Origin of the sequence: Streptomyces sp. NPDC101160 (genome assembly GCF_044768205.1) — a bacterium.
GTDB lineage: Bacteria > Actinomycetota > Actinomycetes > Streptomycetales > Streptomycetaceae > Streptomyces.
In genome coordinates, this window is record NZ_JBIWPJ010000009.1 from 23697 (window position 1) to 49383 (window position 25687).

General features: G+C 72.9%; 28 protein-coding genes. 12 read left to right on the forward strand and 16 right to left on the reverse strand.

The annotated features are described in order from the left end of the window. The first annotated feature begins 36 nt into the window (after window positions 1-36). Window positions 37-1308, forward strand: coding sequence for a tyrosine--tRNA ligase (tyrS, locus tag ACIRSU_RS27965; protein WP_403797613.1), 1272 nt, complete (start codon window positions 37-39; stop codon window positions 1306-1308). A 71-nt stretch (window positions 1309-1379) separates the two neighbouring features. Here the strand turns inward: tyrS and ACIRSU_RS27970 are convergent, their stop codons facing one another. Next, window positions 1380-1655 carry a GlsB/YeaQ/YmgE family stress response membrane protein gene (locus ACIRSU_RS27970; protein ID WP_403798570.1) on the reverse strand — a complete coding sequence of 92 codons (276 nt, stop codon included), beginning with the start codon at window positions 1653-1655 and terminating at the stop codon, window positions 1380-1382. 181 nt (window positions 1656-1836) lie between these two features. Between ACIRSU_RS27970 and ACIRSU_RS27975 the strand changes: the two genes are divergently transcribed. After that, complete coding sequence (locus ACIRSU_RS27975; protein WP_403797616.1) at window positions 1837-2172, forward strand: DUF3099 domain-containing protein; 336 nt, start codon at window positions 1837-1839, stop codon at window positions 2170-2172. Window positions 2173-2366: 194 nt separating this feature from the next. Then, complete coding sequence (locus ACIRSU_RS27980; RefSeq protein ID WP_403797618.1) at window positions 2367-2585, forward strand: hypothetical protein; 219 nt, start codon at window positions 2367-2369, stop codon at window positions 2583-2585. On the opposite strand, the gene moaA is transcribed toward ACIRSU_RS27980, so the two are convergent. The 3 genes from moaA to ACIRSU_RS27995 form a co-directional block, all read right to left on the reverse strand. Next, window positions 2568-3557 (reverse strand): GTP 3',8-cyclase MoaA, encoded by a 990-nt coding sequence (gene moaA, locus ACIRSU_RS27985; protein WP_403797620.1) that lies wholly within the window; start codon window positions 3555-3557, stop codon window positions 2568-2570. The genes ACIRSU_RS27980 and moaA overlap by 18 nt on opposite strands. Window positions 3558-3735: 178 nt before the next feature. Then, complete coding sequence (locus ACIRSU_RS27990) at window positions 3736-5373, reverse strand: cation acetate symporter (RefSeq protein ID WP_403797623.1); 1638 nt, start codon at window positions 5371-5373, stop codon at window positions 3736-3738. Beyond that, window positions 5370-5771, reverse strand: coding sequence for a DUF485 domain-containing protein (locus tag ACIRSU_RS27995; protein ID WP_403797626.1), 402 nt, complete (start codon window positions 5769-5771; stop codon window positions 5370-5372). Before ACIRSU_RS27995 ends, ACIRSU_RS27990 begins: the two co-directional genes overlap by 4 nt. Before the next feature lie 272 nt (window positions 5772-6043). Here ACIRSU_RS27995 and ACIRSU_RS28000 point away from each other — a divergent pair, with 272 nt between their 5' ends. Further along, window positions 6044-7585: a S8 family peptidase gene (locus ACIRSU_RS28000; protein WP_403797629.1), complete on the forward strand. Its 1542-nt coding sequence runs from the start codon at window positions 6044-6046 to the stop codon at window positions 7583-7585. Window positions 7586-7649: 64 nt separating this feature from the next. Further along, window positions 7650-8996 (forward strand): CoA transferase, encoded by a 1347-nt coding sequence (locus ACIRSU_RS28005; protein WP_403797631.1) that lies wholly within the window; start codon window positions 7650-7652, stop codon window positions 8994-8996. 13 nt (window positions 8997-9009) lie between these two features. Here the strand turns inward: ACIRSU_RS28005 and ACIRSU_RS28010 are convergent, their stop codons facing one another. The 6 genes from ACIRSU_RS28010 to ACIRSU_RS28035 all read right to left on the reverse strand — a co-directional run bounded on the left by ACIRSU_RS28010 (window position 9010) and on the right by ACIRSU_RS28035 (window position 15158). Next, window positions 9010-10053: a zinc-dependent alcohol dehydrogenase family protein gene (locus ACIRSU_RS28010; RefSeq protein WP_403797634.1), complete on the reverse strand. Its 1044-nt coding sequence runs from the start codon at window positions 10051-10053 to the stop codon at window positions 9010-9012. Between the two features lie 113 nt (window positions 10054-10166). Next, entirely contained in the window at window positions 10167-10880 is a 714-nt protein-coding gene (locus tag ACIRSU_RS28015; protein ID WP_403797637.1) for a VIT family protein, read from the reverse strand. 24 nt (window positions 10881-10904) lie between these two features. Next, a complete protein-coding gene (locus ACIRSU_RS28020; RefSeq protein WP_403797639.1) occupies window positions 10905-12149 on the reverse strand; it encodes an amidohydrolase family protein in 1245 nt (414 codons plus the stop codon). Further along, complete coding sequence (locus ACIRSU_RS28025; protein ID WP_403797642.1) at window positions 12146-13438, reverse strand: amidohydrolase family protein; 1293 nt, start codon at window positions 13436-13438, stop codon at window positions 12146-12148. The genes ACIRSU_RS28020 and ACIRSU_RS28025 overlap by 4 nt, the downstream gene beginning before the upstream one ends. 11 nt (window positions 13439-13449) lie before the next feature. Continuing rightward, on the reverse strand, window positions 13450-14334 hold the full coding sequence (locus ACIRSU_RS28030; RefSeq protein ID WP_403797645.1) for an SDR family NAD(P)-dependent oxidoreductase: 885 nt from the start codon (window positions 14332-14334) through the stop codon (window positions 13450-13452). Then, window positions 14334-15158 carry an acetoacetate decarboxylase family protein gene (locus tag ACIRSU_RS28035; RefSeq protein WP_403797648.1) on the reverse strand — a complete coding sequence of 275 codons (825 nt, stop codon included), beginning with the start codon at window positions 15156-15158 and terminating at the stop codon, window positions 14334-14336. Before ACIRSU_RS28035 ends, ACIRSU_RS28030 begins: the two co-directional genes overlap by 1 nt. Before the next feature lie 113 nt (window positions 15159-15271). On the opposite strand from ACIRSU_RS28035, the gene ACIRSU_RS28040 reads away from it, so the two are divergent. From ACIRSU_RS28040 to ACIRSU_RS28065, 6 genes are all read left to right on the forward strand, one after another. Then, a complete protein-coding gene (locus ACIRSU_RS28040; protein WP_403797651.1) occupies window positions 15272-15913 on the forward strand; it encodes a TetR/AcrR family transcriptional regulator in 642 nt (213 codons plus the stop codon). A gap of 88 nt (window positions 15914-16001) precedes the next feature. Beyond that, window positions 16002-16976 (forward strand): DEDDh family exonuclease, encoded by a 975-nt coding sequence (locus ACIRSU_RS28045; protein ID WP_403797654.1) that lies wholly within the window; start codon window positions 16002-16004, stop codon window positions 16974-16976. A gap of 118 nt (window positions 16977-17094) precedes the next feature. Continuing rightward, window positions 17095-17331: a hypothetical protein gene (locus tag ACIRSU_RS28050; RefSeq protein ID WP_403797656.1), complete on the forward strand. Its 237-nt coding sequence runs from the start codon at window positions 17095-17097 to the stop codon at window positions 17329-17331. A gap of 131 nt (window positions 17332-17462) precedes the next feature. After that, window positions 17463-18266 carry an SURF1 family protein gene (locus ACIRSU_RS28055; protein WP_403797659.1) on the forward strand — a complete coding sequence of 268 codons (804 nt, stop codon included), beginning with the start codon at window positions 17463-17465 and terminating at the stop codon, window positions 18264-18266. 82 nt (window positions 18267-18348) lie between these two features. Next, a complete protein-coding gene (locus ACIRSU_RS28060; protein WP_403797661.1) occupies window positions 18349-20148 on the forward strand; it encodes a glycoside hydrolase family 15 protein in 1800 nt (599 codons plus the stop codon). A 265-nt stretch (window positions 20149-20413) separates the two neighbouring features. Further along, window positions 20414-21169 carry an SDR family oxidoreductase gene (locus ACIRSU_RS28065; RefSeq protein WP_403797663.1) on the forward strand — a complete coding sequence of 252 codons (756 nt, stop codon included), beginning with the start codon at window positions 20414-20416 and terminating at the stop codon, window positions 21167-21169. A gap of 269 nt (window positions 21170-21438) precedes the next feature. Here the strand turns inward: ACIRSU_RS28065 and amaP are convergent, their stop codons facing one another. Genes amaP through ACIRSU_RS28090 form a run of 5 tightly spaced genes read right to left on the reverse strand, consistent with a single transcriptional unit; the run spans window position 21439 to window position 23838 of the window. Beyond that, entirely contained in the window at window positions 21439-22026 is a 588-nt protein-coding gene (amaP, locus tag ACIRSU_RS28070; RefSeq protein ID WP_403797666.1) for an alkaline shock response membrane anchor protein AmaP, read from the reverse strand. A gap of 4 nt (window positions 22027-22030) precedes the next feature. After that, window positions 22031-22768 carry a DUF6286 domain-containing protein gene (locus ACIRSU_RS28075; RefSeq protein WP_403797669.1) on the reverse strand — a complete coding sequence of 246 codons (738 nt, stop codon included), beginning with the start codon at window positions 22766-22768 and terminating at the stop codon, window positions 22031-22033. After that, window positions 22765-23115 (reverse strand): Asp23/Gls24 family envelope stress response protein, encoded by a 351-nt coding sequence (locus ACIRSU_RS28080; RefSeq protein WP_403798573.1) that lies wholly within the window; start codon window positions 23113-23115, stop codon window positions 22765-22767. The genes ACIRSU_RS28075 and ACIRSU_RS28080 overlap by 4 nt, the downstream gene beginning before the upstream one ends. Window positions 23116-23130: 15 nt before the next feature. Then, window positions 23131-23322 carry a hypothetical protein gene (locus ACIRSU_RS28085; RefSeq protein WP_403797671.1) on the reverse strand — a complete coding sequence of 64 codons (192 nt, stop codon included), beginning with the start codon at window positions 23320-23322 and terminating at the stop codon, window positions 23131-23133. 57 nt (window positions 23323-23379) lie between these two features. Beyond that, entirely contained in the window at window positions 23380-23838 is a 459-nt protein-coding gene (locus ACIRSU_RS28090; RefSeq protein ID WP_403797674.1) for an Asp23/Gls24 family envelope stress response protein, read from the reverse strand. A gap of 93 nt (window positions 23839-23931) precedes the next feature. On the opposite strand from ACIRSU_RS28090, the gene ACIRSU_RS28095 reads away from it, so the two are divergent. Next, a complete protein-coding gene (locus ACIRSU_RS28095) occupies window positions 23932-24585 on the forward strand; it encodes a hypothetical protein (RefSeq protein ID WP_403797677.1) in 654 nt (217 codons plus the stop codon). Between the two features lie 281 nt (window positions 24586-24866). Here ACIRSU_RS28095 and ACIRSU_RS28100 read toward each other — a convergent pair whose 3' ends face one another. Then, window positions 24867-25676 carry an enoyl-CoA hydratase/isomerase family protein gene (locus ACIRSU_RS28100; protein ID WP_403797679.1) on the reverse strand — a complete coding sequence of 270 codons (810 nt, stop codon included), beginning with the start codon at window positions 25674-25676 and terminating at the stop codon, window positions 24867-24869. Window positions 25677-25687 lie beyond the last annotated feature (11 nt).

The window sequence follows — 25687 nt, forward strand, 5'->3', positions numbered from 1 at the left end:
CACCATCATCATGACCACCCCGAGGAGACGGACGACGTGACCGACATCGTCGACGAGCTGAAGTGGCGCGGGCTCTTCGCCCAGTCCACCGACGAAGACGCCCTGCGCAAGGCGCTCGCGGACGGTCCCGTCACGTTCTATTGCGGCTTCGACCCGACCGCGGCCAGTCTCCACGTCGGCCACCTGGTCCAGGTGCTCACCGTCCGCCGGCTCCAGCAGGCCGGGCACCGGCCGCTGGCGCTGGTCGGCGGGGCCACCGGCCAGATCGGTGACCCGCGGCCGACGGCCGAGCGCACCCTGAACGACCCCGAGACGGTCGCGAACTGGGTGAACCGGCTGCGTTCGCAGATCGAGCCGTTCCTGTCCTTCGAGGGCGAGAACGCCGCGGTCATGGTGAACAACCTGGACTGGACCGCCGGCCTGTCGGCGATCGAGTTCCTGCGGGACATCGGCAAGCACTTCCGGGTCAACAAGATGCTGACCAAGGACTCCGTCGCCCGGCGTCTGGAGTCCGAGCAGGGCATCAGCTACACCGAGTTCAGCTACCAGCTGCTCCAGGGCATGGACTTCCTGGAGCTGTACCGGCGCTACGGCTGCACGCTGCAGCAGGGCGGCTCCGACCAGTGGGGCAACCTGGTGGCCGGCCTCGACCTGATCCACAAGCTGGAGCCGGGCGCCGAGGTCCACGCGCTCGCGACCCCGCTGATGGTGAAGGCCGACGGCACCAAGTTCGGCAAGACCGAGAGCGGCGCCGTCTGGCTGGACCCGGAGATGACCACGCCGTACGCGTTCTACCAGTTCTGGCTGAACGTGGACGACCGTGACATCTCCACGTACATGCGGATCCTCTCCTTCAAGTCCCGCGAGGAGCTGGAGGAGCTGGAGGCGCTCACCGCCGAGCGGCCGCAGGCCCGCACGGCCCAGCGCGCGCTCGCCGAGGAGCTCACCACCCTCGTGCACGGCGCCGACCAGTGCCGGGCCGTGATCGACGCGTCCAAGGCGCTGTTCGGTCAGGGCGAGCTGGCCGAGCTCGACGGGGCGACGCTGACCGCGGCGCTCTCCGAGCTGCCGCACGCGCGGGTCTCGGAGCTCGGCCTGGTCGTGGACCTGTTCGCCGAGGTCGGCCTGGTGCCGAGCAAGTCGGCGGCCCGCCGCACGGTGAAGGAGGGCGGCGCCTACGTCAACAACGCGAAGGTGACGGCCGAGGACGCCGAGGTGTCGGCGGACGATCTCCTCGACGGGCGCTGGCTGGTGCTGCGCCGGGGCAAGAAGAACCTGGCGGCGATCGAGTACGTGCCGCAGGGCTGAGCCCCGTACCGTACGCGGACACGAGGAGGCCCGGGACCGACGTCCCGGGCCTCCTCCCGCGTTTTCCGGCGTCAGGCGCGCTGTTTGTTTCCCTTGACCGAGACCCACAGCATGTCCCCGAGACCCACCACCGCGACCGCGCCGATGAGCTGCAGCAGATGGCGGGTCCAGTCGATGCCTCTGGTGTCGTTGACTCCGATCCAGGTCGCGACGGCGTTGCCGAGCACGCTGCCCAGCATGCCGAAGATGATCGTCAGCCAGATCGGGATCTGCTGCTTGCCCGGCAGGATCGCCTTCGCGATCAGGCCCAGGACCAGGCCCACAATGATCGCCCACAACCAGCCCATCGTCGCCTCCTCGGGCGCCCTCACGTGCGCATGTGTGCCCAGTCTCGGCCGGTCGGCCGTACGGCGCACGTCGGACGAGGCCATACGTGCCCCGGTCTCCTCGGTGCGGCACGGCGGGCGTACCGTGGAAACAGGTCCGGACCGGGGAGGGTCCGGCATGGCCCGTGGGCGGTGGAGTGTGATGCGGAAGCATGGCGGAACCGAGGTCTTCCGGATCACCGGTGCCCGGCAGGGCCTCGCCGAGGACGTGCGCGGCCGGCAGCGCCGTTACGTGGTGTCGATGTCGATCCGGACGGTGTCCGTGATCCTCGCCGCCACCCTGTGGAACGTGGAACGGCCCGTGGCGATCGTGGCCCTGGTGCTCGGCGCGGTGCTCCCCTACATCGCCGTGGTGATCGCCAACGCCGGCCGGGAGAACACGCCGTCGCTGCCCTCGACCTTCGTCGCCGGCCCGGTGCGGGAGGCGATCGCCCCCGGCAGGGATGCCCGGGACGGCCAGGGCCCTCACACTCAGTGACATGCGATGAGCGCACAGCTCAAGAAAAGCTCAGATCAATCATGAAGTTCCGGTGCACCGCACCCCATGCGCCGTGACATACTGCCTACGCGCTCCGCATCCCCCGTCGGAGCGACGGACCGATGCCGGGCAGCTCCCCCCGTGGCTGCTCGGCATCGCCCTTGCTGGACAATGATCAGGTGATCCTGGGTCCAGTGAGTGAAGAGAAGCCGATCTGTTCCGCGAAGGGGTGCCGGGCCGACGCGGTCTGGGTCCTCGCCTGGAACAACCCCAAGCTGCACACGCCGGAGCGGCGCAAGACGTGGCTCGCGTGCGAGGAGCACCGCGAGCACCTCTCCCAGTTCCTCGGCGTACGGGGCTTCCTGAAGGACGTCGTCCCGCTCGCCGAGTGGGACTCAGCCGCCGATCGCTGACATCGGGCGCTCGGGCTGCGCGAAGTCCGGGTCGTCCAGGCCGGAGCCGGCCTTCTTGCCCCACATCGCCTTGCGCCAGATCTCCGCGACCACCGCGTCCGGCGCGTCCGAGCGCAGCGCGGCCCGCAGGTCCGTCTCCTCGGTGGCGAACAGACAGGTCCGCACCTGGCCGTCGGCGGTGAGCCGGGTGCGGTCGCAGGCCCGGCAGAAGGGGCGGGTCACGGAGGCGATGACGCCGACCGTGTGCGGGCCGCCGTCGACGACCCAGCGCTCGGCGGGGGCGGAGCCGCGCTCGTCGGCGCCCTCGGGGGTGAGCGTGAAGCGGGTGCGCAGCGACTCCAGGATGTCGCCGGCGGTGATCATGCCGTCGCGCTTCCAGCCGTGCTGGGCGTCCAGCGGCATCTGCTCGATGAACCGGAGCTCGTACGCGTGCTCCATGGCCCAGGCGAGCAGCTCGGGGGCCTCGTCCTCGTTGAGCCCGGGCATCAGCACCGCGTTGACCTTGACCGGGGTGAGGCCCGCGTCGCGGGCCGCGGCCATGCCGTCGAGGACGTCGTGGTGGCGGTCGCGGCGGGTGAGGGTCTTGAAGACCTCGGGCCGAAGGGTGTCGAGCGAGACGTTGACCCGGTCGAGGCCGGCGGCCTTGAGGGCGGCCGCGGTGCGCTTCAGCCCGATGCCGTTGGTGGTGAGGGAGAGCTTGGGGCGGGGCTCCAGGGCGGCGCAGCGCTCGACGATGCCGACGAGGCCGGGGCGGAGCAGCGGCTCGCCGCCGGTGAAGCGGACCTCGGTGACGCCGAGGTCGGTGACGGCGATGCGGACGAGGCGGACTATCTCGTCGTCGGTGAGCAGGTCGGGCTTGGCCAGCCACTGCAGGCCCTCTTCGGGCATGCAGTAGGTGCAGCGCAGGTTGCACCGGTCGGTCAGGGAGACGCGCAGGTCGGTGGCGACGCGTCCGTACGTGTCGATGAGCACTGGGCCCCTCCCCTTCTTCCGGTCCGGGCACTTCCGGTTCGGGTTCTTCCGGTTCGCTTGATCCCGAGCCTACGTGACCGCTCGGACATCGGGCAGGGCTGTTTGCCATAAGGACAGGACCGGCCGCGTCGTAGAACTCTACGACGCGGCCGGTGGCGCGCAGCGGAACGTGTGCGGCTCAGTGCGCTCCGGTACCGGTGAGGGACTTGACCTCGAGTTCCGCGTACTTGCCGCGGTCCGGTTCCTCCTTGGACAGCACGGTGCCGAGCCAGCCGAGCAGGAAGCCGAGCGGGATGGAGATCAGGCCGGGGTTCTCCAGCGGGAACCAGTGGAAGTCGACGCCCTTGAACATCGACGTCTTGGGGTTGCCGGAGACGACGGGCGAGAAGAGCACCAGGATGACGGAGCTCGCCAGGCCGCCGTAGATCGACCACAGGGCGCCGGTGGTGGTGAAGCGCTTCCAGAAGAGGCTGTAGAGGATCGTCGGGAGGTTCGCGGAGGCGGCGACCGCGAAGGCGAGCGCGACCAGTCCGGCCACGTTCATGTCGCGGGCGAAGGCGCCGAGGACGATCGCGACGGCGCCGATGAGCACGGTGGCCCAGCGGGCGGCCCTCATCTCCTCCTGCTCCGTCGCCTTCCCCTTGCGGATGACGTTGGCGTAGATGTCGTGCGCGAAGGAGGACGACGAGGCGAGGGTCAGGCCGGCGACGACGGCGAGGATGGTGGCGAAGGCCACCGCGGAGATGACGGCGAGCAGGATCGCGCCGCCGGTGGTGCCGACTCCGCCGCCGAGGTATTCGGCGAGCTGCGGGGCGGCGGTGTTGCCGGCCGGGTTCTGGGCCTTGATCGCGGCCGGGCCGACCAGGGCGGCGGCGCCGAAGCCGAGCGCGATCGTCATCAGGTAGAAGGCGCCGATGATGCCGATCGCCCAGTTCACCGACTTCCGGGCGGCCTTGGCGGTCGGCACCGTGTAGAAGCGGATCAGGATGTGCGGCAGGCCCGCCGTGCCGAGCACCAGCGCGATGCCGAGCGAGATGAAGTCCAGCTTGGAGGTGCCGCTGGCACCGTACTTGAGGCCGGGCTCCAGGAACGCCGTGCCCTTGCCGCTCTGTTCCGCCGCGGCGCCGAGCAGGTCGGAGATGTCGAAGTGGAACTTCAGCAGCACCAGGAAGGTCATGAGCAGCGCGCCCGCGATGAGGAGCACCGCCTTGACCATCTGGACCCAGGTGGTGCCCTTCATGCCGCCGATGGTGACGTACACGATCATCAGCAGGCCGACCAGGGCCACGATGAGGATCTTGCCGGCGTCGCTGGTGATGCCGAGCAGCAGCGAGACGAGGACGCCGGCGCCGGCCATCTGGGCGAGCAGGTAGAAGATCGACACGACGATCGTGGAGGTGCCGGCGGCGGTGCGGACGGGACGCTGCCGCATCCGGTACGCGAGGACGTCTCCCATCGTGTAGCGGCCGGAGTTGCGCAGCGGCTCGGCGACGAGCAGCAGGGCGACCAGCCAGGCGACGAGGAAGCCGATCGAGTACAGGAAGCCGTCGTAGCCGAAGAGGGCGATGGCGCCCGCGATGCCGAGGAAGGAGGCGGCGGACATGTAGTCGCCGGAGACCGCGAGGCCGTTCTGGAAGGCGGTGAACTGCCGTCCGCCCGCGTAGAAGTCGGAGGCGCTCCTGGTCTGCCGGCCGGCCCACACGGTGATGCCGAGGGTCGCGGCGACGAACACCGCGAACAGGGTGATGATCAGGGGCCGGTGCTCGGTGGAGGCGGCGGCGAGCACGGAGTTCGGGACGGGTGCCGGGTGGCTCATGCGTCGGCCTCCGTACGGGTCTCCGGGCGGGATTCCAGGCGGGACTTGATGGCGTCGGCCTTCGGGTCGAGCCTGGCGGCGGCGTGCCGCGAGTAGAGCCAGGCGATGAGGAACGTGGTGGCGAACTGGCCGAGGCCGAGGACCAGGGCGACGTTGACGTTGCCGAAGAGCTTGGTGCCCATGAAGCCGCCCGCGTAGTTGGAGAGCAGCACGTAGAGCAGGTACCAGGCGATGAAGGCGATCGTGAGGGGGAAGGCGAAGGAGCGGTAGGTGCGGCGGAGTTCGCCGAACTCCTGGCTCTCCTGGACCTCGACGAACTGTTCCGTGGTGGGCTGGGCGGGACCGCTGTCGGTCCCGGTTCCGTTACTCGGCAGCGGCGGCGGTGCTTCGGTAGCCACGGACTCTCCTCGTGACGCGGGGGTGGACGGCTTGGTCAAGGGGGCCTCACCAGGGGTGCGGAGACGGGGGTTCCGGTCGGGACCCCTCCCCTGCACAACGGCACGGGGCGCGGCGCGAAGTGGTTCAGCGAGTGGAATTCTTTCGTCGGATCTTCATGAAGTCTTCTCAACTCATTGATGGCCGGGGAAGATCAGCGATAACTTCGCTCGTCATGCACCTGCCCGCGCGCAATCGGCGTCCGGGCAGTACATACGGATGATGTGGAGAACCCATGGCTCATCTGGGATCGCGGCGCGGCCGAGCACTCGCTCTGCCGGTCGGTCTCGCGCTCACGGCCTCGCTCGGCTTCCTGCCCTCGGGCGCCGCCTCCGCCGCGGAGCTGAGCGACGTGCCGACGGCCGCCGTGGCCACGGACGGCCCGATGCTGTCGTACGTCGTCAACGTCGACAACGCCCGCTGGGCGGCCGATTCGGTGCGCAAGGCCATCGCCGCCGCCGGCGGTGAGGTGGTCGTGTCCTACGACCAGATAGGCGTCATAGTCGTCCACTCGCGGAACCCCGAGTTCGCGAAGACCATCCGCCAGGTGCGTGGCGTGGTGTCGGCGGGCGCGACCCGTACCGCCCCGCTGAAGGCCGCGGCCGACGACTCCCTCGACGAGGCCGACCAGGCGCTGACCCCGGCCGAGATCAAGGCCGCCGAGGCGGCGGCCACGGGCGACCAGGACCCGTTCGAGCCGCTGCAGTGGGACATGCCGGCCATGAAGGCGGACAAGGCCCACGAGATCACCCTCGGCAGCCGGAACGTGACCGTCGGCATCATCGACACCGGTGTGGACGACACCCACCCGGACCTGGCGCCGAACTTCGACGCCGCCGCCTCCGCCAACTGCGTGAGCGGCAAGGCCGACACGACGCCCGGCTCGTGGCGCCCCAAGAAGGGCGAGAGCGACCACGGCACGCACGTGGCGGGCACCATCGGCGCCGCCAAGAACGGCATCGGCATCACCGGTGTCGCGCCGGGCGTGAAGCTCGCCGGCATCAAGGTGTCGACCCCGGACGGCTTCTTCTACACCGAGGCCGTGGTCTGCGGCTTCGTGTGGGCGGCCGAGCACGGCATCGACGTCACCAACAACAGCTACTACACCGACCCGTGGATGTTCGCCTGCAAGAACGACGAGGACCAGAAGGCCCTCATCGAGGCGGTCACCCGCGCGACCCGCTACGCGGAGCGCAGGGGCACGGTCAGCGTGGCGGCGGCCGGCAACTCGAAGTTCGACCTGGCGGCCGACGCGATCACCGACACCACCAGCCCCAACGACACCACCGCGGCCACCCGGACCATCGACCCGAAGGAGTGCTTCGACTACCCGTCGATGCTGCCGGGCGTGGTGACGGTCTCCGCGACCGGCGCCAAGGGCCTGAAGGCGTCCTACTCCAACTACGGTTACGACGTCATCGACATCGCGGCGCCGGGCGGCGACAGGACCGAGTGGCAGACCCCGGACGCCCCGGCGGTCAACGGCCGCATCCTGTCGACCACGGTCGACGGCGGCTACAACTACAAGGCCGGCACCTCGATGGCCTCGCCGCACGTGGCGGGCGTCCTCGCGCTGCTGAAGTCGACGCACCCGAACGCGAGCCCGGCGGCCCTGAAGGCGCTGCTGTACGCGCAGGCGGACGAGCACGACTGCACCAACCCGTACGACATCGACGGCAACGGCACCGTCGACGCGGTGTGCAAGGAAGGCGCCGACAAGAAGAACGGCTTCTACGGGGCCGGCATCGCGGACGCGCTCGCCGCGGTCCGCAAGTAATCGCGCACAGCTGTGACGAACCGCCCGTGGCACTGAGTGCCACGGGCGGTTCTACTGTGTGTCCATGGACGACACAGTGCACACGGGTACGGAGTTGTTGTGGTCGGCCCTGGGCGGCGATCCCGCCCTGCTCGACCGGGTGGCGTACAGCGGCCCCGCGGGGCTGCTCGGGGCCCGGCTGCCGGTGATGGACCTGGCCCGGGCGACGGTCGCCGTGGCGGGACTCGCGGCGGTGGAGCACGCGGGGGCCGCGGGGCGGGTGCGGGTCGACGACGGGGCGGTGGCCACGGCCTTCGTCAGCGAGCGGCATCTGCGGGTGGACGGGCGGGCGCCGGTGAACTTCGCGCCGCTGTCCCGGTTCTGGCGGGCGGCCGACGGCTGGGTGCGGACGCATGCCAACTACCCGCACCACAAGGCGGCGTTGCTGACGGCATTGGATCCAGGATCCGACTCGGTGGAGGATGTGGCCGCCGCGATCGGCGAGCGGAAGGCCGTCGAGGTCGAGACCGCGGTGTACGGGGCCGGGGGCCTCGCGGTCGCCCTGCGCACGCCGGAGGAGTGGGCCGCGCACGAGCAGGGCCGGGAGGTGGCGGCGCGCCCGCTGCTCACCCGGGAACGGCTTGACGAGGCGGCGCCGCGGCGAGGTACGGCCGGCCGGGGTGCGGGCGGTGGGCGTGCGGGCGGGGCCCAGGAGCGCCCGTTGCGGGTGCTCGACCTGACCCGGGTGATCGCGGGCCCCGTCGCGACCCGGACGCTCGCGCTGCTCGGCGCGGACGTGCTGCGGATCGACCCGCCGGACAACCCCGAACTGCCGGACCAGCACGCCGACACGGGCGTCGGCAAGCGGACGGCGGCCCTTAACCTGGACCGGCCGTCCGACCGGCGTACGTTCGACGAACTCCTCGACGCGGCCGACGTGCTGGTGACCGGCTACCGGCCCGGCGCCCTCGACCGCTTCGACCTGCACCGGCCCGGCCTGGTGGTGGCCCGGCTCTCCGCCTGGGGCGACTACGGGCCCTGGGGCGGCCGGCGCGGCTTCGACAGCCTGGTGCAGGTGGCGACGGGCATCGCCGCCGTGGAGGGCTCGCCGGACCGGCCGGGCGCGCTGCCGGCGCAGGCCCTGGACCACGGGACCGGCTATCTGCTGGCCGCCGCCGTGCTGCGCTCGCTGACCGAGCAGCGCGAGCAGGGCGGCACCCGGCTCGTACGGCTCGCGCTCGCGCAGACCGGCCACTGGCTGACGCACACCCTGCCTGGCTACCACCCCGAGGACCACCTCACGGAGACGGACGGCCCGCTCGGGCGGCTGCGGCACGCGCTCTCGCCCGTCTCGTACGAGGGCGGCCCGACGGGCTGGTCGCGCCCGCCGGGCGTCGCGGGGGCCGACGACCCCGTGTGGCTCGGGGCCTGAACCACGGCTCCGGCTACGGCTTGACGAGGACCTTCAGGGCGGTGCGCTCGTCCATCGCCTTGTAGCCCGCGGGGACGCCGTCGAGGTCCACGGTCAGGTCGAAGACGGGGGACGGGTCGACGGTGCCGTCGAGGACGTCCGGGAGCAGCTCGGGGATGTAGGCGCGGACGGGGGCGACGCCGCCGCGCAGGGCGATGTTCCGGTCGAACATGACGGAGAGGTCGAGGCCGGTGCCCGAGCCGTGCGGGACGCCGACGTAGCCGATGGCGCCGCCGTCGCGGGTGATGTTCACGGCGGTGCGCATGGACTGCTCGGTGCCGACGGCCTCGATGACGGCGTGGGCGCCCTGGCCGCCGGTGAGCTCGCGCACGGCGGCCTCGGCGGCCTCGCCGCGCTCGGCGACGACGTCGGTGGCGCCGAAGGCGCGGGCGATGTCGGTGCGGGCGGTGTGCCGGCCGAGCGCGATGATCCGCTCGGCGCCGAGCCGCTTGGCGGCGAGCACACCGCACAGGCCGACCGCGCCGTCGCCGACGACGGCGACCGTGGCGCCCTTGCGCACGCCGGCGCCGAGGGCCGCGTGGTGGCCGGTGCCCAGCACGTCGGAGAGCGCCAGGAGCGCGGTGAGCAGGTGGTCGTCGGAGGCGGCGTCGGCGGGCAGCTTGACGAGGGTGCCGTCGGCGTGCGGGACGCGGACGGCCTCGCCCTGGCCGCCGTCGGAGCCGGCCGAGCCCCAGAAGCCGCCGTTGGGGCAGGAGGTCTGGAGGCCCTCGGCGCAGTAGTCGCAGCTGCCGTCGGACCAGACGAACGGGGCGACGACGAGGTCGCCCTTGGCGAAGCCGCGGACCTCGGCGCCCGCCTCCTCGACGATCCCGAGGAACTCGTGGCCGATCCGCTGGCCGGGCTGCCGGGCGGACTCGCCGCGGTAGGCCCACAGGTCGCTGCCGCAGATGCAGGCGCGGACCACGCGGACGACGACGTCGGTCGGGTTCTGGATGACGGGGTCGGGCACCTCCTCCACGCGCATGTCGAAGGGGGCGTGGATGGTGGTGGCGCGCATGACGGACGTTCCTTGCCTCGGGTGCTGCTGGTGCTGCTTTCCAGTGTTGTACGACGTTCACCGTACATCGCGCGCGGGGTTCCGTCCGTGAGGAGGCGCTCCCCAGGGGGTGTCTAGACGCCCGCCGCGCCGAGCAGTGATCCCGCCGCGTACGTCACCGCCATCGCCAGCGCGCCGCCGCCGACGTTGCGCGCGACGGCCCGGGCGGCCGGGGCGGCGCCGAGGCGGGCGGACCACCAGCCGGTTAGGGTGAGGGCGGCGAGGACGGAGACGACCGTGACCCAGAGGCGGTGGGCGGACGGCGGCAGGACGATCGCGAGGAGCGGGAGCAGGGCGCCGGCGGTGAAGGCGAGGAAGCTGGCGGCGGCCGCGTGCCAGGGGTTGGTGAGGTCGTCCGGGTCGATGCCGAGTTCCACGCGCGCGTGCGCGCGCAGGGCGTCGCGTTCGGTGAGCTGGACGGCGGCCTCGCGGGCCACGGCGGGGGTCAGGCCGCGGCGGGCGAGCAGGTCGGCGAGTTCGGCGAGTTCGGCCTCGGGCTGTTCGCGCAGTTCGCGGCGTTCCTTGGCGAGGGCTGCCTTCTCGGAGTCGCGCTGGGTGGAGACGGAGACGTACTCCCCCGCCGCCATCGACATCGAGCCGGCGAGGAGGCCCGCGAGCCCCGCCGTGAGCAGGGCGTCGCGGGACCCGGTGGCGCCGGCCACGCCGACGACGAGGCCCGCGGTGGAGACGACTCCGTCGTTGGCTCCGAGCACGGCGGCCCGGAGCCAGTTGAGCCGGGAGCCGAGGCCGGCGGCGTGGGCCTCGTCGTGTACGGGGGCTTCGGTCACCCCTGGAGGGTCGCACCCGGCGGGTCACCAGACGCGTACCGACCCGCCCTTCGCGAAGGCCGGGCTGGTGGCGCCGGCCGGGACCTCGGTGAGCGGTGCGGCGATCTCCTCGACGGTCGGGCCGTGGACGGCGGCGAGGGTGTCGAGGTACGCGAGGTCGAAGCCGTAGACGCGGGCCGCGTTGCCGCCGACCATCGCGGCGACCTCCTCCCGGGGCAGGCCCGCGTAGGCGATCCGCAGGCCCTCGCGGGAGTAGGGGGTGGTGCCCTCGTCGTGCGGGTAGTCGGTGCCCCACATGATCTTGTCGAGGCCGATCAGCTCGCGCAGCGGCACCTCGTGCGGGCGCATGAAGCTCGCGCCGACGAAGCAGTTGTCGCGCCAGACCTCGCTCGGGCCCTTGCCCTCGCCCATGGACTCGGCGAGGCCGGTGCCGAACTTGGACTCCGCGGTCGAGGCCGTGGTCGAGGCCGCGACGAGCCGGTCGTGGTAGTAGTCCAGCATCCGCAGGACACCGGGGATCCAGCCCGAGCCCTGCTCGGTGAGCACCAGTCTGAGCCCCGGGTGGCGCCGGAAGGCGCCGCCGAAGATCAGGTGCCACAGCGCCCGGTGCGAGAACCAGGTGGTCTCCACCATGAACACCGCCCGGGCGGCCGGTTCGTCGCCGAGCGGCGGTGAGGCGGAGCCGCCGTGGTGGTTGACCGGGACGCCGAGCTCGGCGCAGACCGCCCAGATCGGGTCGTAGACCTCGGAGTACAGCTCCGGGACCGTCGAGCCGGGCGGGACGCCGGGCAGCAGGATGCCGCCGGTGAGCCCCGCCTCGCGGGTGCGGCGGATCTCGGCGACGGCCGCGTCGACGTCGTTGAGCAGGATCTGCGCCACGCCCGCCCGCCGCCCCGGCGCGTCCGCGCAGAAGTCGGCGAGCCAGCGGTTGTGCGCCTGCAGCCCGGCCCAGCGGCGCTCGTACTCGGCCCGGGTGGGCGGCTGGGCCATCAGCGACGCCTTGGGGAAGAACGGCGGGATGGTGTTGGGGAAGACGACCTCGGCGACGACGCCGTCCGCCTCCAGCTCGCTCAGCCGGCGCTTCGAGTTCCAGTTGCGGTCGGCGGTGTCGGCGAGCAGGTCCTCGTACGGGTTGACGTAGGTGGCCGCCCAGGCGTCGAAGTCGTCGTGGTGCCTCTTCTCCAGGTACGGCCTGTAGTCGAGGAGGTCGGCGCCGGCGTGGCAGTCGGCGGAGATGACGGTGTAGCGGTCCGTGGCGTCGGAGGTCACGGCGTCACCCCCAGGACCGGGAAGTCGTGGTCGGTGAGCCAGTGCCGGCCGACCTCGCGGGAGCGGGCCCAGGAGGCCTCGACGGCGGCCTGGTCGGCGGGCTGGCCGAGGTCGGCGGGGGTGGGGCCGATGCGCTTGGATATCGGATCCAGTTTCTGGATATCGAATCCGAAGACCTCCGCCGCGGCCAGCCCGAGCATCCGCCGCGTCTCCGCCACCGGGATGTCGTGGAAGGTGTTCCGCAGCCACGCCCGGGTGTTCGGCCAGGTGCCCTCCGGGTGCGGGAAGTCGGAGCCCCACAGGATGTTGTCGACGCCGATCTCGTAGCGCTGCGCCAGCTCCCGCCGCTTGGTGTTGGTCGCGCAGATGAACACCTGCCGGTCCAGGTACTCGCTCGGCGGCCGCTTCAGCTCCGCGAACGGGGACAGCTTCTTGCCGCCGTGCGCGCCCAGATAGAGCCGGTCCATGAACCACAGCAGGTTCGGCAGCCACCAGCAGCCGGACTCGGCGATCCCGAAGCGCAGCCCCGGGTGCCGCTCGAACACCCCGGACCAGAGCAGGAACCACAGCGGCCGGGCCGGCCACCACGTCACCTCGGAGACGTAGATCCCGAGGTGGTCGCCGTACTCCTGGCGCGGTGCCGCGCCCGAGTGGGTGACCACCGGCATCCCGGTCTCGGCGGCGGCCGCCCACACCGGGTCGTAACGCCGGTCGTGGTAGGGCGGCTTGTCCACCCACATGGACGGGATCATCAGCGCGCCGAGCCCGGACTCCCTGGCCCGGTGGATCTCGGCGACCACCGCGGCCGGTTCGGCGGTGACGGGCAGCAGCGCCACCCCGCAGTGCCGCGCCGGGTTCTGCGACACGAAGTCGGCGAGCCAGCGGTTGTGCGCCTGCGCGCCCGCCATGCCGAGCTCCGGGTCCTGGTCGCCGGAGAGCCCCAGACCGACGCCGAAGGGCGCGGCGGTCTGGCTGTCGACGGCGTCCGCGTCGGGGAAGACGACCTCGGCGGCCACCCCGTCGCCGTCGAGCTCCTTCATCCGCTGCGCCGCGTCCCAGCCGCCGCGCAGCCCCTCCTCGTGGTCGGTGAACCACTTGTTCGCGAAGTCCTCGTTGCGCACCCCGAGCCGGGTCATGGCCTCGCGGCGGGCGTCACGCCCGGCGAGGAAGTCGTCGAAGGCGCGGTGGAAGCGGGAGTCGAGATAGGGCCGGTACCGCTCGGTCGGCAGCCCGGCGTGACAGTCGGACGAGATGATCAGATACGGGTCCTCATGGCGCTCGTTGGTCATGGCGAAGCCCCTCAGTCGAGGATGAAGCTCTCCAGGTACGACGGGTTGGCGCGGTCGAGCATCGACTGCGAACGCGCTCTGATCTGCCGGTCGCTGTGCTCGCTCGCCGGGAGCATCCAGAACCGGTCGGCCCTGATCCCGTCGACGACGTGCCCGGCGACCTCCTCCACCGGCGTGAAGGCGACCTCGTGCCCGGCCTCCTTCATCGCGGCCTCCCACTGGTCGAGGCTGCGGTAAGGGGTCCGGCGCGGCCGCTGCTTGGCGTACCGCTCGGGCCGGTTGCGGTGCGACTCCCACAGCCCGGTGCGCAGCATGTGCGGCCCGGGGAAGAGCACGGAGGCGCCGACCCGCGCCCGCTCCGCCTTCAGGTGCGCGTAGAGCGACTCCGTCATGGTGACGACGGCGGACTTGGTGACGGCGTAGACGGAGGCGGTGGGCAGCGGGGCGATACCGCCGTCGCCGGAGGAGGTGTTGACGACGTGGCCGGGCTCGCCGCCCGCGAGCATCCGCGGCACGAAGGCCTGGATGCCGTGGAAGACGCCCCACACGTTGACCGCGAAGGCCCACTTCCAGTCGTTCGGCTCGTGCTCCCAGATGCGGCCCTCGGCCCCGGAGCCGACGCCCGCGTTGTTGCACAGCACATGCACGGCGCCGAAGGTGTCGTACGCGGCGTCGGCGAAGGCCCGTACGGAGCCGGGATCGCTGACGTCGACGGTACGGGCGAGGACCTGCGCCCCGCTCTCCATCAGCTCCTCGGCGGCCTTGGCCAGCGGCGTCTCCTCGACGTCGCCGAGGACGACCGCGAGGCCCTCGGCGGCGAAGCGGCGGGCCATGGCGAGCCCGATGCCACTGGCGGCGCCGGTGACGACGGCGACCTGTCCCTCGCGCAGTTCCATCAGACGCTCCCCTTTGCCGAGCCCTGAGGCACCGAGCCCTCGGGCGGCGCGTCGAGCGCCTGCTGCGGGTCGTCGTACCGCTGGTGGAGGTACGGCAACAGGGCCTCGGTGCTGACCCGTTCGACGACCCGGCCCCGCTGGTCGGTCGTCTTCTCGCCGATGGTGATCTCGACGAGCCGGCGCACCGGCAGGTCGGCGACGGGATCGAACATGGACTCGCGCAGGACGACGTCGCCGGTGACCCGCTCCAGCTTCCGCACCTTCTCGTTGCGCAGGCAGTGGACGAGGACGGGGTCGCCGTCGAAGCCCGAGCCGTCGACCGCCGGCAGGAACTTGAAGTAGAAGTCGGTCTTCTCGGTGGGCTCGGGCAGCGGCAGCGCACCGGAGACCGCGCCGCGCACCTCGACGAAGGCGATGCCGTGCCGGGCGAGGGAGGCGTGGACGACCAGCCCGTCGCGTTCGACGACGACCTCGCCGAGCTTCTTCGGCTCGCCGAACACCTCGCGCCCGCCGGTCAGGGCGCGCTCGTGGGTCATCGGCATGACCAGCGGATACCAGCCCTCGGTGGCGCCGTGGGCGGCGGCGACGGCCACCGAGCCGGCGCCGAGCGGATAGCCGGGCAGGTCGACCTTGCTGATGTTGACGCGGACCAGCGGGCGCGCGGTGGGCTTGAGCGGCGGCGGCAGGACGGCCGCCACCACGTCCGGGTCGGTCTCCCAGACCGCGACGACCCCGGTCGACCAGATGTCGGGGAGCCCGGCGCTCTTCTCGCGCGTCGCGGCGAGCTCCGCCGCGCTGCGCGCCCCGTACCGTACTCGTGCCATGACGTACCACCCTTCGGGAATGCGGGAAGGTATCGGCCCTGTAACACAGTTACACCGGCCACCCCGGCGGGTAAAGAGGCGTGACACACACGGGAGTTGGGGGAGCTGATCGGATGGCACGCACCGCGTTGACCCGCGACGAGGTCCTGGACACGGCCGCCGCCCTGGTCAGGGAGCACGGCCCGGCCGCCCTCACCATGCGCCGCCTCGCCGCCGAACTCGGCACCGCCGTCACCTCGATCTACTGGCACGTCGGCAACCGCGAGTCGCTCCTCGACGCCCTCGTCGAACGCACCGTCGCCGACCTCGGCACCCTCCGCCCGCGCGGGGCCGGCCCGGCCGAGCGGATCGTCTCGGTCGCCCTGCTGCTCCGCCGTGCCCTGCGCGAGCGCCCGCACCTGGTCGCCCTCGTCCACGAACGCGGCCTCACGGAACGCATGTTCCTGCCGGCCCAGCGCGCCCTCGTCCACGAGGCCCACGCCGCCGGCCTGCGCGGCCACCGCGCCGCCGAACTCGTCCGCGCCGTCCAGTTCCAGGTCGTGGGCCACGTCCTCGTCGAACGCAACCGCGAGCGCTCACCCGCCCAGTCCCCCGCCGAGACCGAACTGTGGGCGGACGACGCGGCCGTCACCGGCACCGCGGAAGCGGACCCGGACCTCGCCCGCGCGCTCGCCGCGCCGATCGACACGGAGGCGCTGTTCGGGACGGCGGTACGGGCGCTGGTGGCCGGGCTGCTGGCGCCGCCGACCGGATGAGCCCCTCCTCGTCCCGGCCTCCGGTGACGGGTTCCGGACACAAAAGGGACACCGGGGGCCGGGCTGTCAGTGCGGGCCCGTATTCTCAGTGACCATGCTCGACGACCGTACGACAGCAGCGACGTGGCCGGCCGCCTACCCACAGGGGTACGCGGTCGTCGACGTGGAGACCACCGGCCTCGCCCGCGACGACCGGATAGTGTCGGCTGCCGTCTACCGGCTGGACGCGCAGGGGAACGTCGAGGACCACTGGTACACCCTGGTCAACCCCGAGCGCGATCCGGGGCCGGTGTGGATCCACGGGCTGACCAGCGACGTGCTGGCCGGTGCGCCGCTCTTCCCGGAGATCGCCGAGGAGTTCTCGGCCCGGCTCGACGGCCGGGTGCTCGTCGCGCACAACGCCATGTTCGACTGGCAGATGATCGCCCGTGAGTACGCGCGCGCCGAGGCCACCGCGCCGGTGCGGCAGCGGCTGTGCACGATCGCGCTGTCCAAGGAGCTGTCGCTGCCGCTGCCCAACCACAAGCTGGAGTCGCTGGCCGCGCACTTCGGCGTGGTGCAGCAGCGTGCGCACAACGCGCTGGACGACGCCCGGGTGCTCGCCGAGGCGTTCCGGCCGAGCCTGCACACGGCCGCCGAGCGGGGCGTACGGCTGCCGCTGCTCGAATGCCGTCCACTGACCGAGTGGGCGTCGGCGCCCGCGCAGCCGCGGATCGGCTACCAGGCGTCGTACCGTACGAACGGCTGGCGGCCCTCGCGGAAGCGGCCCGCGTGCCCGTACCCGAACCCGGGACGGTACGAGTCGGACAAACCTCTCAAGCAGGGCATGCGGGTGGCGTTCTCCGGCGACACCTCCATCGACCGCGAGCTCCTGGAGGACCGCACGGTCGAGGCGGGACTCCACGTGGCGTCGAGTGTGTCGCGGCTCACCAGTCTGCTCGTGACCAACGACCCGGACGCGGCCACCTCCAAGACGGTCAAGGCCAAGTCCTTCGGCACGCCGATCGTCGACGAGGCCGCCTACACCCAGCTGCTGCGGGACGTGGCCCCGGCCGACGCCTGACGCCCGCGGGTGACACGCCCCCGTGACGGCGCGCGTGACGCCTGCGGACGAGTGACGGACCGCCGGAACCGGGCGTGCCGCCCGGTCTTCCGCCGCACGTGGCGCCACCCTGTGGCGCATGGCACGTTGTGAGGTCTGCGGAAACGATTACGGCATGTCCTTCGAGGTGCACGCGCAGGGCGCGGTGCACGTCTTCGACTGCTTCTCCTGCGCCATCCACCGCATGGCGCCCATCTGCGAGCACTGCCGGGTCCAGATCATCGGACAGGGCGTCGAGGTGGAGGGCCACTGGTACTGCGGGGGCCACTGCGCCCGCGCCGAGGGGAAGGTGGGCATCGTCGACAAGGTGGGGTGAGCGCCGACACCGGTCCGAACGGTCCGACGGAACGGGTCCGAACGGTCCGACGAAACGATCCTCTGCTCCGGTCGCCCGCGGCCGGAACCCCCGCTGCGGTCACCCCGTGGCCCGAGTTGTACGGTCATGGGGTGTACCGCTTCCTGTTGTCCCGGCAGTGGGTGATCCTCACCCTCATCGCCCTCCTGCTCATCCCGGTGATGATCAAGCTGGGCTTCTGGCAGTTCCACCGGCACGAGAGCCGGGTCGCCCAGAACACCCTGATCGCGGACAACCTCAAGGCGCAGCCCGTCCCGGTCGAGCGGCTGACCTCCCCCGGGCACACCGTCCCGCGCGGCGACTTCTGGCGCCAGGTCACCGCCACCGGCACCTTCGACACCGCGCACGAGGTCGTGGTGCGCCGCCGCACCTCCTCCGACGACCGCGTCGGCGTACACGTCCTGACCCCGTTCGTCCTGAAGGACGGCAAGGTCGTCATGGTCAACCGCGGCTGGATCCCGGCCGCCGACGACCAGCGGTCCTTCCCGAAGGTGCCGCCGGCGCCCAAGGGCGAGATCACCGTGACCGGACGCCTGATGGCCGACGAGACCAGCGGCGCCAGCGGCATCAAGGACCTCAAGGGCCTGCCGGACCGCCAGGTCATGCTGATCAACAGCGCGCAGCAGACCGCGCTGCTCGGCCGCACGGTCCTCGGCGGCTACATCGAGCAGGCCGCGCCCGAGCCGGCCGGCGGCTCCCCCGAGCTGATCCCCGGACCCGACCACGAATCGATCGGCCCGCACATGGCCTATGCCGTGCAGTGGTGGCTGTTCGCCGCCGGCGTCCCGGTGGGCTGGGTGATCCTGGCGCGGCGCGAGCGGCGCGACCGGGAGGCCGCGGCCCGGGAGGCCGAGGCCTCGGAGGAGACACCGGAACCGGCCGCTGCGAGCGCCTGACCGCCGGCCTGCCGTCCCTCCTGCCTGCCTGTCCTCCCGTCCTCCTGATTGACCGTCGCCGCTTCCGGGAACAGCCCAAAGCGTGACGCAACGTATCGACGACTACGCCCTCATCGGCGATCTCCAGACCGCCGCGCTCGTCGGCCGCGACGGGTCGATCGACTGGCTGTGTCTGCCCCGCTTCGACTCCGCCGCCTGCTTCGCCGCCCTCCTCGGCGACGAGAACAACGGCCACTGGCGGCTCGCCCCCAAGGGCGCCACGTCCTGCACCAGCCGCCGCTACGCCGAGGACAGCCTGGTCCTGGAGACCACCTGGAAGACCCGTACCGGCGAGGTCAAGGTCGTCGACTTCATGCCACAGCGCGACAGGGCACCCGACCTCGTCCGCATCGTCGAGGGCGTCAGCGGCAAGGTGGAGATGAGCGCTGCGCTGCGGCTGCGCTTCGACTACGGCTCGATCGTGCCGTGGGTGCGCCGCGCCGACGGCCACCGGGTGGCGGTCGCCGGGCCCGACTCCGTATGGCTGCGCAGCGATCCGCCGGTGAAGACGTGGGGGCAGCAGTTCGCGACCTGCTCCAGCTTCACCGTCGCCGCCGGCGAGAAGGTCGCGTTCGTGCTCACCTGGCACCCCTCCCACGAGCCGCGCCCGCAACTCGTCGACCCCTTCGAGTCCCTGGAGCAGTCGCTCGCCGACTGGCGCGAGTGGGCCGCCCGCTGCACCTACGAGGGGCCCTACCGGGACGCCGTCGTCCGCTCGCTCATCACCCTCAAGGCGCTCACCTACGCCCCCACCGGAGGCATCGTCGCCGCGCCCACCACCTCCCTGCCCGAGGACCTCGGCGGCGTGCGCAACTGGGACTACCGGGCCTGCTGGCTGCGCGACTCCGCCTTCACCCTCGACGCGCTGCTCTCCACCGGATACGTGGACGAGGCGGCGGCCTGGCGCGACTGGCTGCTGCGCGCGGTGGCCGGCGACCCGGCCGACCTGCAGATCATGTACGGGCCGGCCGGCGAGCGCAGGCTGCCCGAGACGGTGCTGCCCTGGCTGCGCGGCTACGCCGACTCGGCGCCGGTGCGGACCGGGAACGCGGCCGTGGACCAGCTCCAGATCGACGTCTACGGCGAGGTGATGGACTCCCTCTTCCGGGCGCGGGAGGCCGGCATCCCGCCGCGGCGGCACGCGTGGAACCTCCAGCTGAGCCTGCTCGGCTTCCTGGAGTCGACCTGGCGCGAGCCCGACGAGGGACTGTGGGAGGTGCGCGGACCGCGCCGTCACTTCGTGCACTCCAAGGTGATGGCCTGGGTGGCGGCCGACCGTGCGGTGCGCACCCTGGAGTCCGACCCGTCGCTGCCGGGCGACGCGGCGCGCTGGCGGACCATGCGGGACGAGATCCACGCGGAGGTGTGCGTGAAGGGCTACGACCCGGAGCGCAACACCTTCACCCAGGCGTACGGCTCGCGCGAGCTGGACGCAGCCACGCTGCTGATCCCCCGGGTGGGCTTCCTGCCACCGGAGGACCCACGGGTGGTGGGCACGGTCGACGCGGTACGGGCGGAGCTGGTGCAGGGCGGTCTGGTGCGCCGCTACTCGACGCCGGGCGCGGGAGCGGGGTCCGGGACACCGGTGGACGGCCTGCCGGGCGAGGAGGGCACGTTCCTGGTGTGCTCGTTCTGGCTGGCGGACGCGCTGCGGCTCACCGGGCGGGTGAAGGAGGCGCGGGAGCTGTTCGAGCGGCTCGTCGGGCTGTGCAGCGACGTGGGGCTGCTGGCGGAGGAGTACGACCCGGTGGCGGGCCGGCAACTGGGCAACTTCCCCCAGGCGTTCAGCCACATCGGCCTGGTGGGCGCGGCGCTGGCGCTGGCCGCCGAGGAGAGCGCGTGACGCAGGGACGGCCTGGTCAGCGCGGCGCGCGGACCAGGACGGGCACCGGAACCGGGACGGGGACCGGAACCGGGGTCGGGGCCGGAACCGGAACCGGGGTCGGGGCCGGAACCGGGGTCGGGGCCGGAACCGGAACCGGGGTCGGGGCCGGAACCGGCACCGGAACCGGGACCGGAACCGGAACCGGCACCGGCACCGGCACCGGGACCGGGGATCGTGCGGGTGCCCGCGTAGACCCCTGTGGCCGTCAACCTAGAATCGGGCCATGGATCTTGGGCTGAAGGACCGTGTGTACGTGGTGACCGGCGCGACCCGAGGGCTCGGCCGGGCCTCGGCGGAGGCGCTGCTCGCCGAGGGCGCGAAGGTGCTGATCACCGGGCGCGAGGAGAAGACGGTCGCCGAGGCGGCCGCCGCGCTCGGCCCGGACGCGGCGGGCATCGCCGCGGACAACTCCGACCCGGAGACCCCGGCCCGGCTGATCGCGGAGGCGCGGGCCCGGTTCGGCCGGTTCGACGGCGTCCTCATCAGCGTGGGCGGCCCGGCGCCGGGCTTCGCCGCCGACAACACCGACGAGCAGTGGTCGGCCGCGTTCGACACCGTCTTCCTGGGCGCGGTACGGCTCGCCCGCGCGGCGGCGGAGACGCTGCCCGAAGGCGGCGTCATCGGCTTCGTCCTGTCCGCCTCGGTGCACGAGCCCATCGCGGGCCTCGCCATCTCCAACGGCCTTCGCCCGGGCCTGGCGGGCTTCGCCAAGTCCCTCGCCAACGACCTGGGCCCGCGCGGCATCCGCGTGGTCGGCCTGCTGCCCAGCCGCATCGACACCGACCGGGTCCGCTCGCTCGACGCGATGTCCGGAGACGCGGACGCGGCCCGCGCGGCGAACGAGGCGACGATCCCCCTGCGCCGCTACGGCACGCCGGAGGAGTTCGGCCGCACGGCCGCGTTCCTGCTCTCCCCCGCCGCGTCGTACCTCACGGGAGTGATGCTGCCGGTGGACGGCGGGGCGCGCAGCGGCTTCTGACGGTTCGGGGCGGGTCGGGTCTGCCCGACGGACGGGCCGGGCGGGCGGGGTCTGCCCGGACCGGTCCGGGCGCGACGGTCCGCGGCCGGGCGGGTGCGCGGCCGGGCGGTGCGCGGCCGGGCGGTGCGCGGCCGGGCGGTGCGCGGCCGGGCGGGTGCGCGGCCGGGCGGGTGCGCGGCCGGGCGGGTGCGCGGCCGGGCGGTCCGCGGGCGGGCGGTGCGCGAGGTGGAGTGGGCGCCCCCGGCCCGGCGGGGCCGAGAGGCCGATGGCTACGCCACCCGGCGGGCCCGGTGCTTGACCGCCCGCAGCCGGGCCTCGGTCGGCAGGGCGGGCAGGCCCGTGGACGTACGGGCGTTGCCGAGCGCCGTGTCGGCGAGCGCGGTCAGCGCGGCGGCCGGGGAGGCGTACGGCTCCAGGAGCAGGGCGACCCGGGTACGCGGCGCGGTGCGCCGGCCGGTGAGCGCGACCCGGGCCCGGGCGACGCCCTCCTGGGCCGCCGCGTCCGCCTCCAGGACGTCCTGCAGGGTCCGGCCGTGCACCACGGCCCCCTCGCCGTCGCCCGTGTCGACGACGACCTCGCGGAGCCGGGCCCGCCGGAACTGGGCGATCAGCCACCACAGGGAGAGCAGTACGACGAGCCCGAGCACGGCGATGACCACCGGCCACCACCAGCCCTCGGCGCGCCAGTGCTGTCGTTCGGCGCGGCTGAGCACCACGTCGTCGGGGCCGGACCAGGGCCACCAGGACGGCAGGGAGACGCCGAGTCCGGCCACGAGCGCGGCCCCGCCCCCCACGACCAGGAGCAGTCCGGCGAGGGCGAGCACGATCCGGTTGACGCGCCGCAGTACCCGGGTCACGGCGTCACCCCTTCCTGGGCGGCCGGGCCACCCGTAGCCTCACGGCCGGCGGATGGGCGAGCGCGAGTTCGTCGACGCCGGTGGCGAGCACGGCCTCCAGGTCGGTGCGCACCTCGTCGACCTCACGGAAGTGCGCCACGGCCCGTACGGCCACCTTGGCGCGGCCGGCCTTGACCCGCACGGACTGCACGCCGGACACCTCCATCGCGCGGTCGCGCAGCGCGAGCGCGGCGGCCTCCCGGTCGAGCCCGGCGCGCACGTCGGGATGCCGGCGGCGCATGGGAAGCACGGCGCGCAGCCCCGGGGTGAGCGCGAGCAGCAGCAGCCAGACGCCGAGCACGACGGCGACGGCCGCGCCGGCGAGCACCCAATCGTCGTCCATCGGGCGGCTCGCGAGGTCGTTCGCGAGGGAACGGCGCCAGGCCATGGCCGTGTGATCGGCGCGGACGGCGGCGACGTCGTACAGCAACAGCCCGGCACCGCCGAGCAGAACGGCCGCGAGCACGGCGGCGGGAATCCGGCGCACGGACCAGAACCGACGCACGGGCGGCCCTGGCACGTCGGCCGGCACGGGCACGCCGTCGGCGTCGGCCGCGTCCGGGGGACCGGCCTCGGGCGACCGGCCGGCCCAGGAGCCGGACACTGATACGGGCTGGGCGCCACGGGCGTCGGACCCGGGCGGGCCGGCGTCCGAGCCGGGCACGGGATCCCGCTCGGGGGCCGGTTCGTGTGACTCGGTCATTTCAACCGCTCCCGTTTGTGGCCGTGCGCGGTGTGCGCGGAGTGGAGGCGCTCGACGTGCACGTCGACCTCGTGGACCGCGATGCCGGCCAGGGTCTCCACACGGTGACGGACACGGCCGCGGACGGCACCGCACTGGCGGCCGATGTCGGTGGGGTAGTCGAGTTCGAGGCTCACCGAGACATGCGCGATGTCACGGTGGACGACCACCGAGGCGTGCGGGGGCGAGCCGTCCTTGGGGACGGCGTCGATCGCCTCGCGGGCCGCCTGGGCCGCGATCTTCGCGACGACCCGGTCGGCGATCGTGGTGGCGCCCCGGGCGGCCGCCCCGACCGGCTCGCTGACCAGTACCGGCACCCGGGGTCACCGCCGCCGTTCGCCGCGCTCGCGGCCCCGGAAGAGGTCGCCGGGTTCCAGATCCCCGTCGGCGAACCGGCCGACCACGAAGCCGATCGCGCCCAGTGCCGCGATCAGGAGGAACGCGCCGAAGCCGCCGAAGTATCCGGCGAACCCCAGCGCCATGCCGGCCACCAGGCCGACCGCAGCCATGCTCATGCTGAGCCCTTGCCTTTCCGCTCGCGCTTTCCGCATACGCCGGCCGTCCGGGCCCGGCTACTGGAGCCTCGACTCCGGCTCCTCTTCCTCCTCGTCCGGCACCTTGACATCGCTGACGGCGATGTTGACCTCGACGACCTCCAGGCTGGTCATCCGCTCGACGGCGGCGATGACGTTCTCCCGGACGGCGCCGGCGACATCGGCGATGGAGACCCCGTAGTCGACGACGATCTCCAGGTCGAGCGCGGTCTGTACCTCGCCGACCTCGGCCTTCACGCCACGGGTGACGGACGTCGCCTTCCCGCCGCCCGGAACGCGGTCCCGCATGGCGCCGAGGGTGCGGGAGAGGCCGCTGCCCATCGCGTAGACGCCGACGACGTCCCGCGCGGCGAGTCCGGCGATCTTCTCGACGACGCCGTCGGCGATCGTGGTGCGCCCGCGGGTGGCGGGGTCGCCGCCGCCGCGCTTGATCACCGGGGTCTGGGTCTTCTGGTCGGTGCGCGTGCTGTCGGTCATAGCCGCCTGTCCCTTCCGTCACCGTTTCCCCTCTTTTGCTCACACTACGGGTGCTTACCCGGTCTCGCGCCGGGGATGCGGCAGGCTGGAGCAATGACGACGGCTGAGATGTGGCGCGTGACGGACCGGCTGCTGCCGCTCGGCGACGCGGCGGACGGTGCGTGGATCGCGGAGCGGGCGGTACGGGCGGCGCTGACGGAGGCGGCCTCGGGGGTACGGGGCGTGGTGCCCGACCGCCCGCGCTTCCGGCTCGTGGGCGAGGCCGTGGATTCGCCCTTCCCGGTACCGCCGGGCGGGCTGCCGCCCGGGGATCTGCGGCTCACGCTGGACTTCGCGGCGACGGCGAGCCGCCCGCTGCCGCAGCTCGCGGCGCGGCTGCGGGTGGCGCTCCTCGACGTGGCGGAGCGGGCGCTCGGCCTCGCCGTGAGCGAGGTGGACCTGCGGGTGACGGAGCTGCTCGACGCGTCTCCCGAGCGGACGGCCGCCACTGCGCCGTCCGGGCGAACCTCGCCCCCGACGCCCGACGACCCGGCGGCGCTCGCCGCCCTCGCGGTGCCCGGCGTGGCCGCGCTCACGGACGCCTTCGGCCCGGCGCTCCAGCACGGTCCGGACGGCCGGCTGCGCATCGAGGTGGCGGTGACGGCGGGCCACCGCGCCCTGGACGTGGCGCGGGCGGCCCGTACGGCCGTGACCGCCGCCGCCCCTGGGGCGACGACGGTCACGGTGGTGGTGTCGGAGCTGAGGTGAAGCGAGGCCGCCGGGTGGCGCCGAACCGAGCGACGACGCCACGGCGCAGCGCCCGAGCTCAGCCGGGCCGACCGGCGACGACACGGCGCGGCGCGGTCACCGAACTCGGTTACGCCGAGCCGAGCGGCGACGGCGCGGCGCGGTCATCGAACTCGGTTACGCCGAGCCGAGCGACGACGCCGCGACGACGCCGCCGCGCGACGTCCGAGCCCAGCCGTGCCGAACGACAACAGCCGGCAGGGTCACGGCGCGGCGTCCCGGCCAAGCCGAACCGCGCCGCGTCAGTCGCCCAGGCCCGCCAGGTCGCGCAGGCGGCGCGCCTGCGCCGCGCGTTCGGCGACGCGCTGCTCCTCGTACGAGCGTCCGGAGACGCCCTGGAGCAGCGCCTTGGTCTCGATCGTCGCGGAGCGCGGCGCGGCCAGCAGGGCGGCACTCAAGTCCCGTACGGCGGCGTCGAGTTCGGCCACCGGTACGGCGATGTTGGCGAGGCCGATGCGCTCGGCCTCCTCGGCGTGGACGAAGCGTCCGGTCGCGCAGATCTCCAGCGCGCGGGCGTAGCCGACCAGCGAGACGAGCGGGTGCGTCCCGGTCAGGTCCGGGACGAGGCCCAGGCTGGTCTCGCGCATGGCGAACTGCACGTCGTCGGCGACGACCCGCAGGTCACACGCCAGGGCCAGCTGGAAGCCGGCCCCGATGGCGTGGCCCTGGACGGCCGCGATCGACACGATGTCGCTGCGGCGCCACCAGGTGAACGCCTCCTGGTACTCGGCGATGGTCGCGTCGAGGTCCTCGTCGCTGCCGCGCGCCAGGTCGATGAAGGACGGCTCTCCGTCGAAGCCCTCGGGCGTGAACGCCTGCCGGTCGAGGCCGGCGGAGAAGGACTTACCCTCGCCGCGCAGGACCACGATCCGTACGCTGCCCGGCAGTGACCGTCCGGCTTCCGTCAACGCCCGCCACAGAGCGGGAGACTGGGCGTTGCGCTTCGCCGGGTTGGTCAGGGCCACCGTGGCAACGGCGTCCTCGACGGTGAGCCGTACACCGTCCTTGTCGAAAACGAGCTCAGTGTGCTCGGAGTCGTCGAGCGTAGTCATGGGGCGCCTCC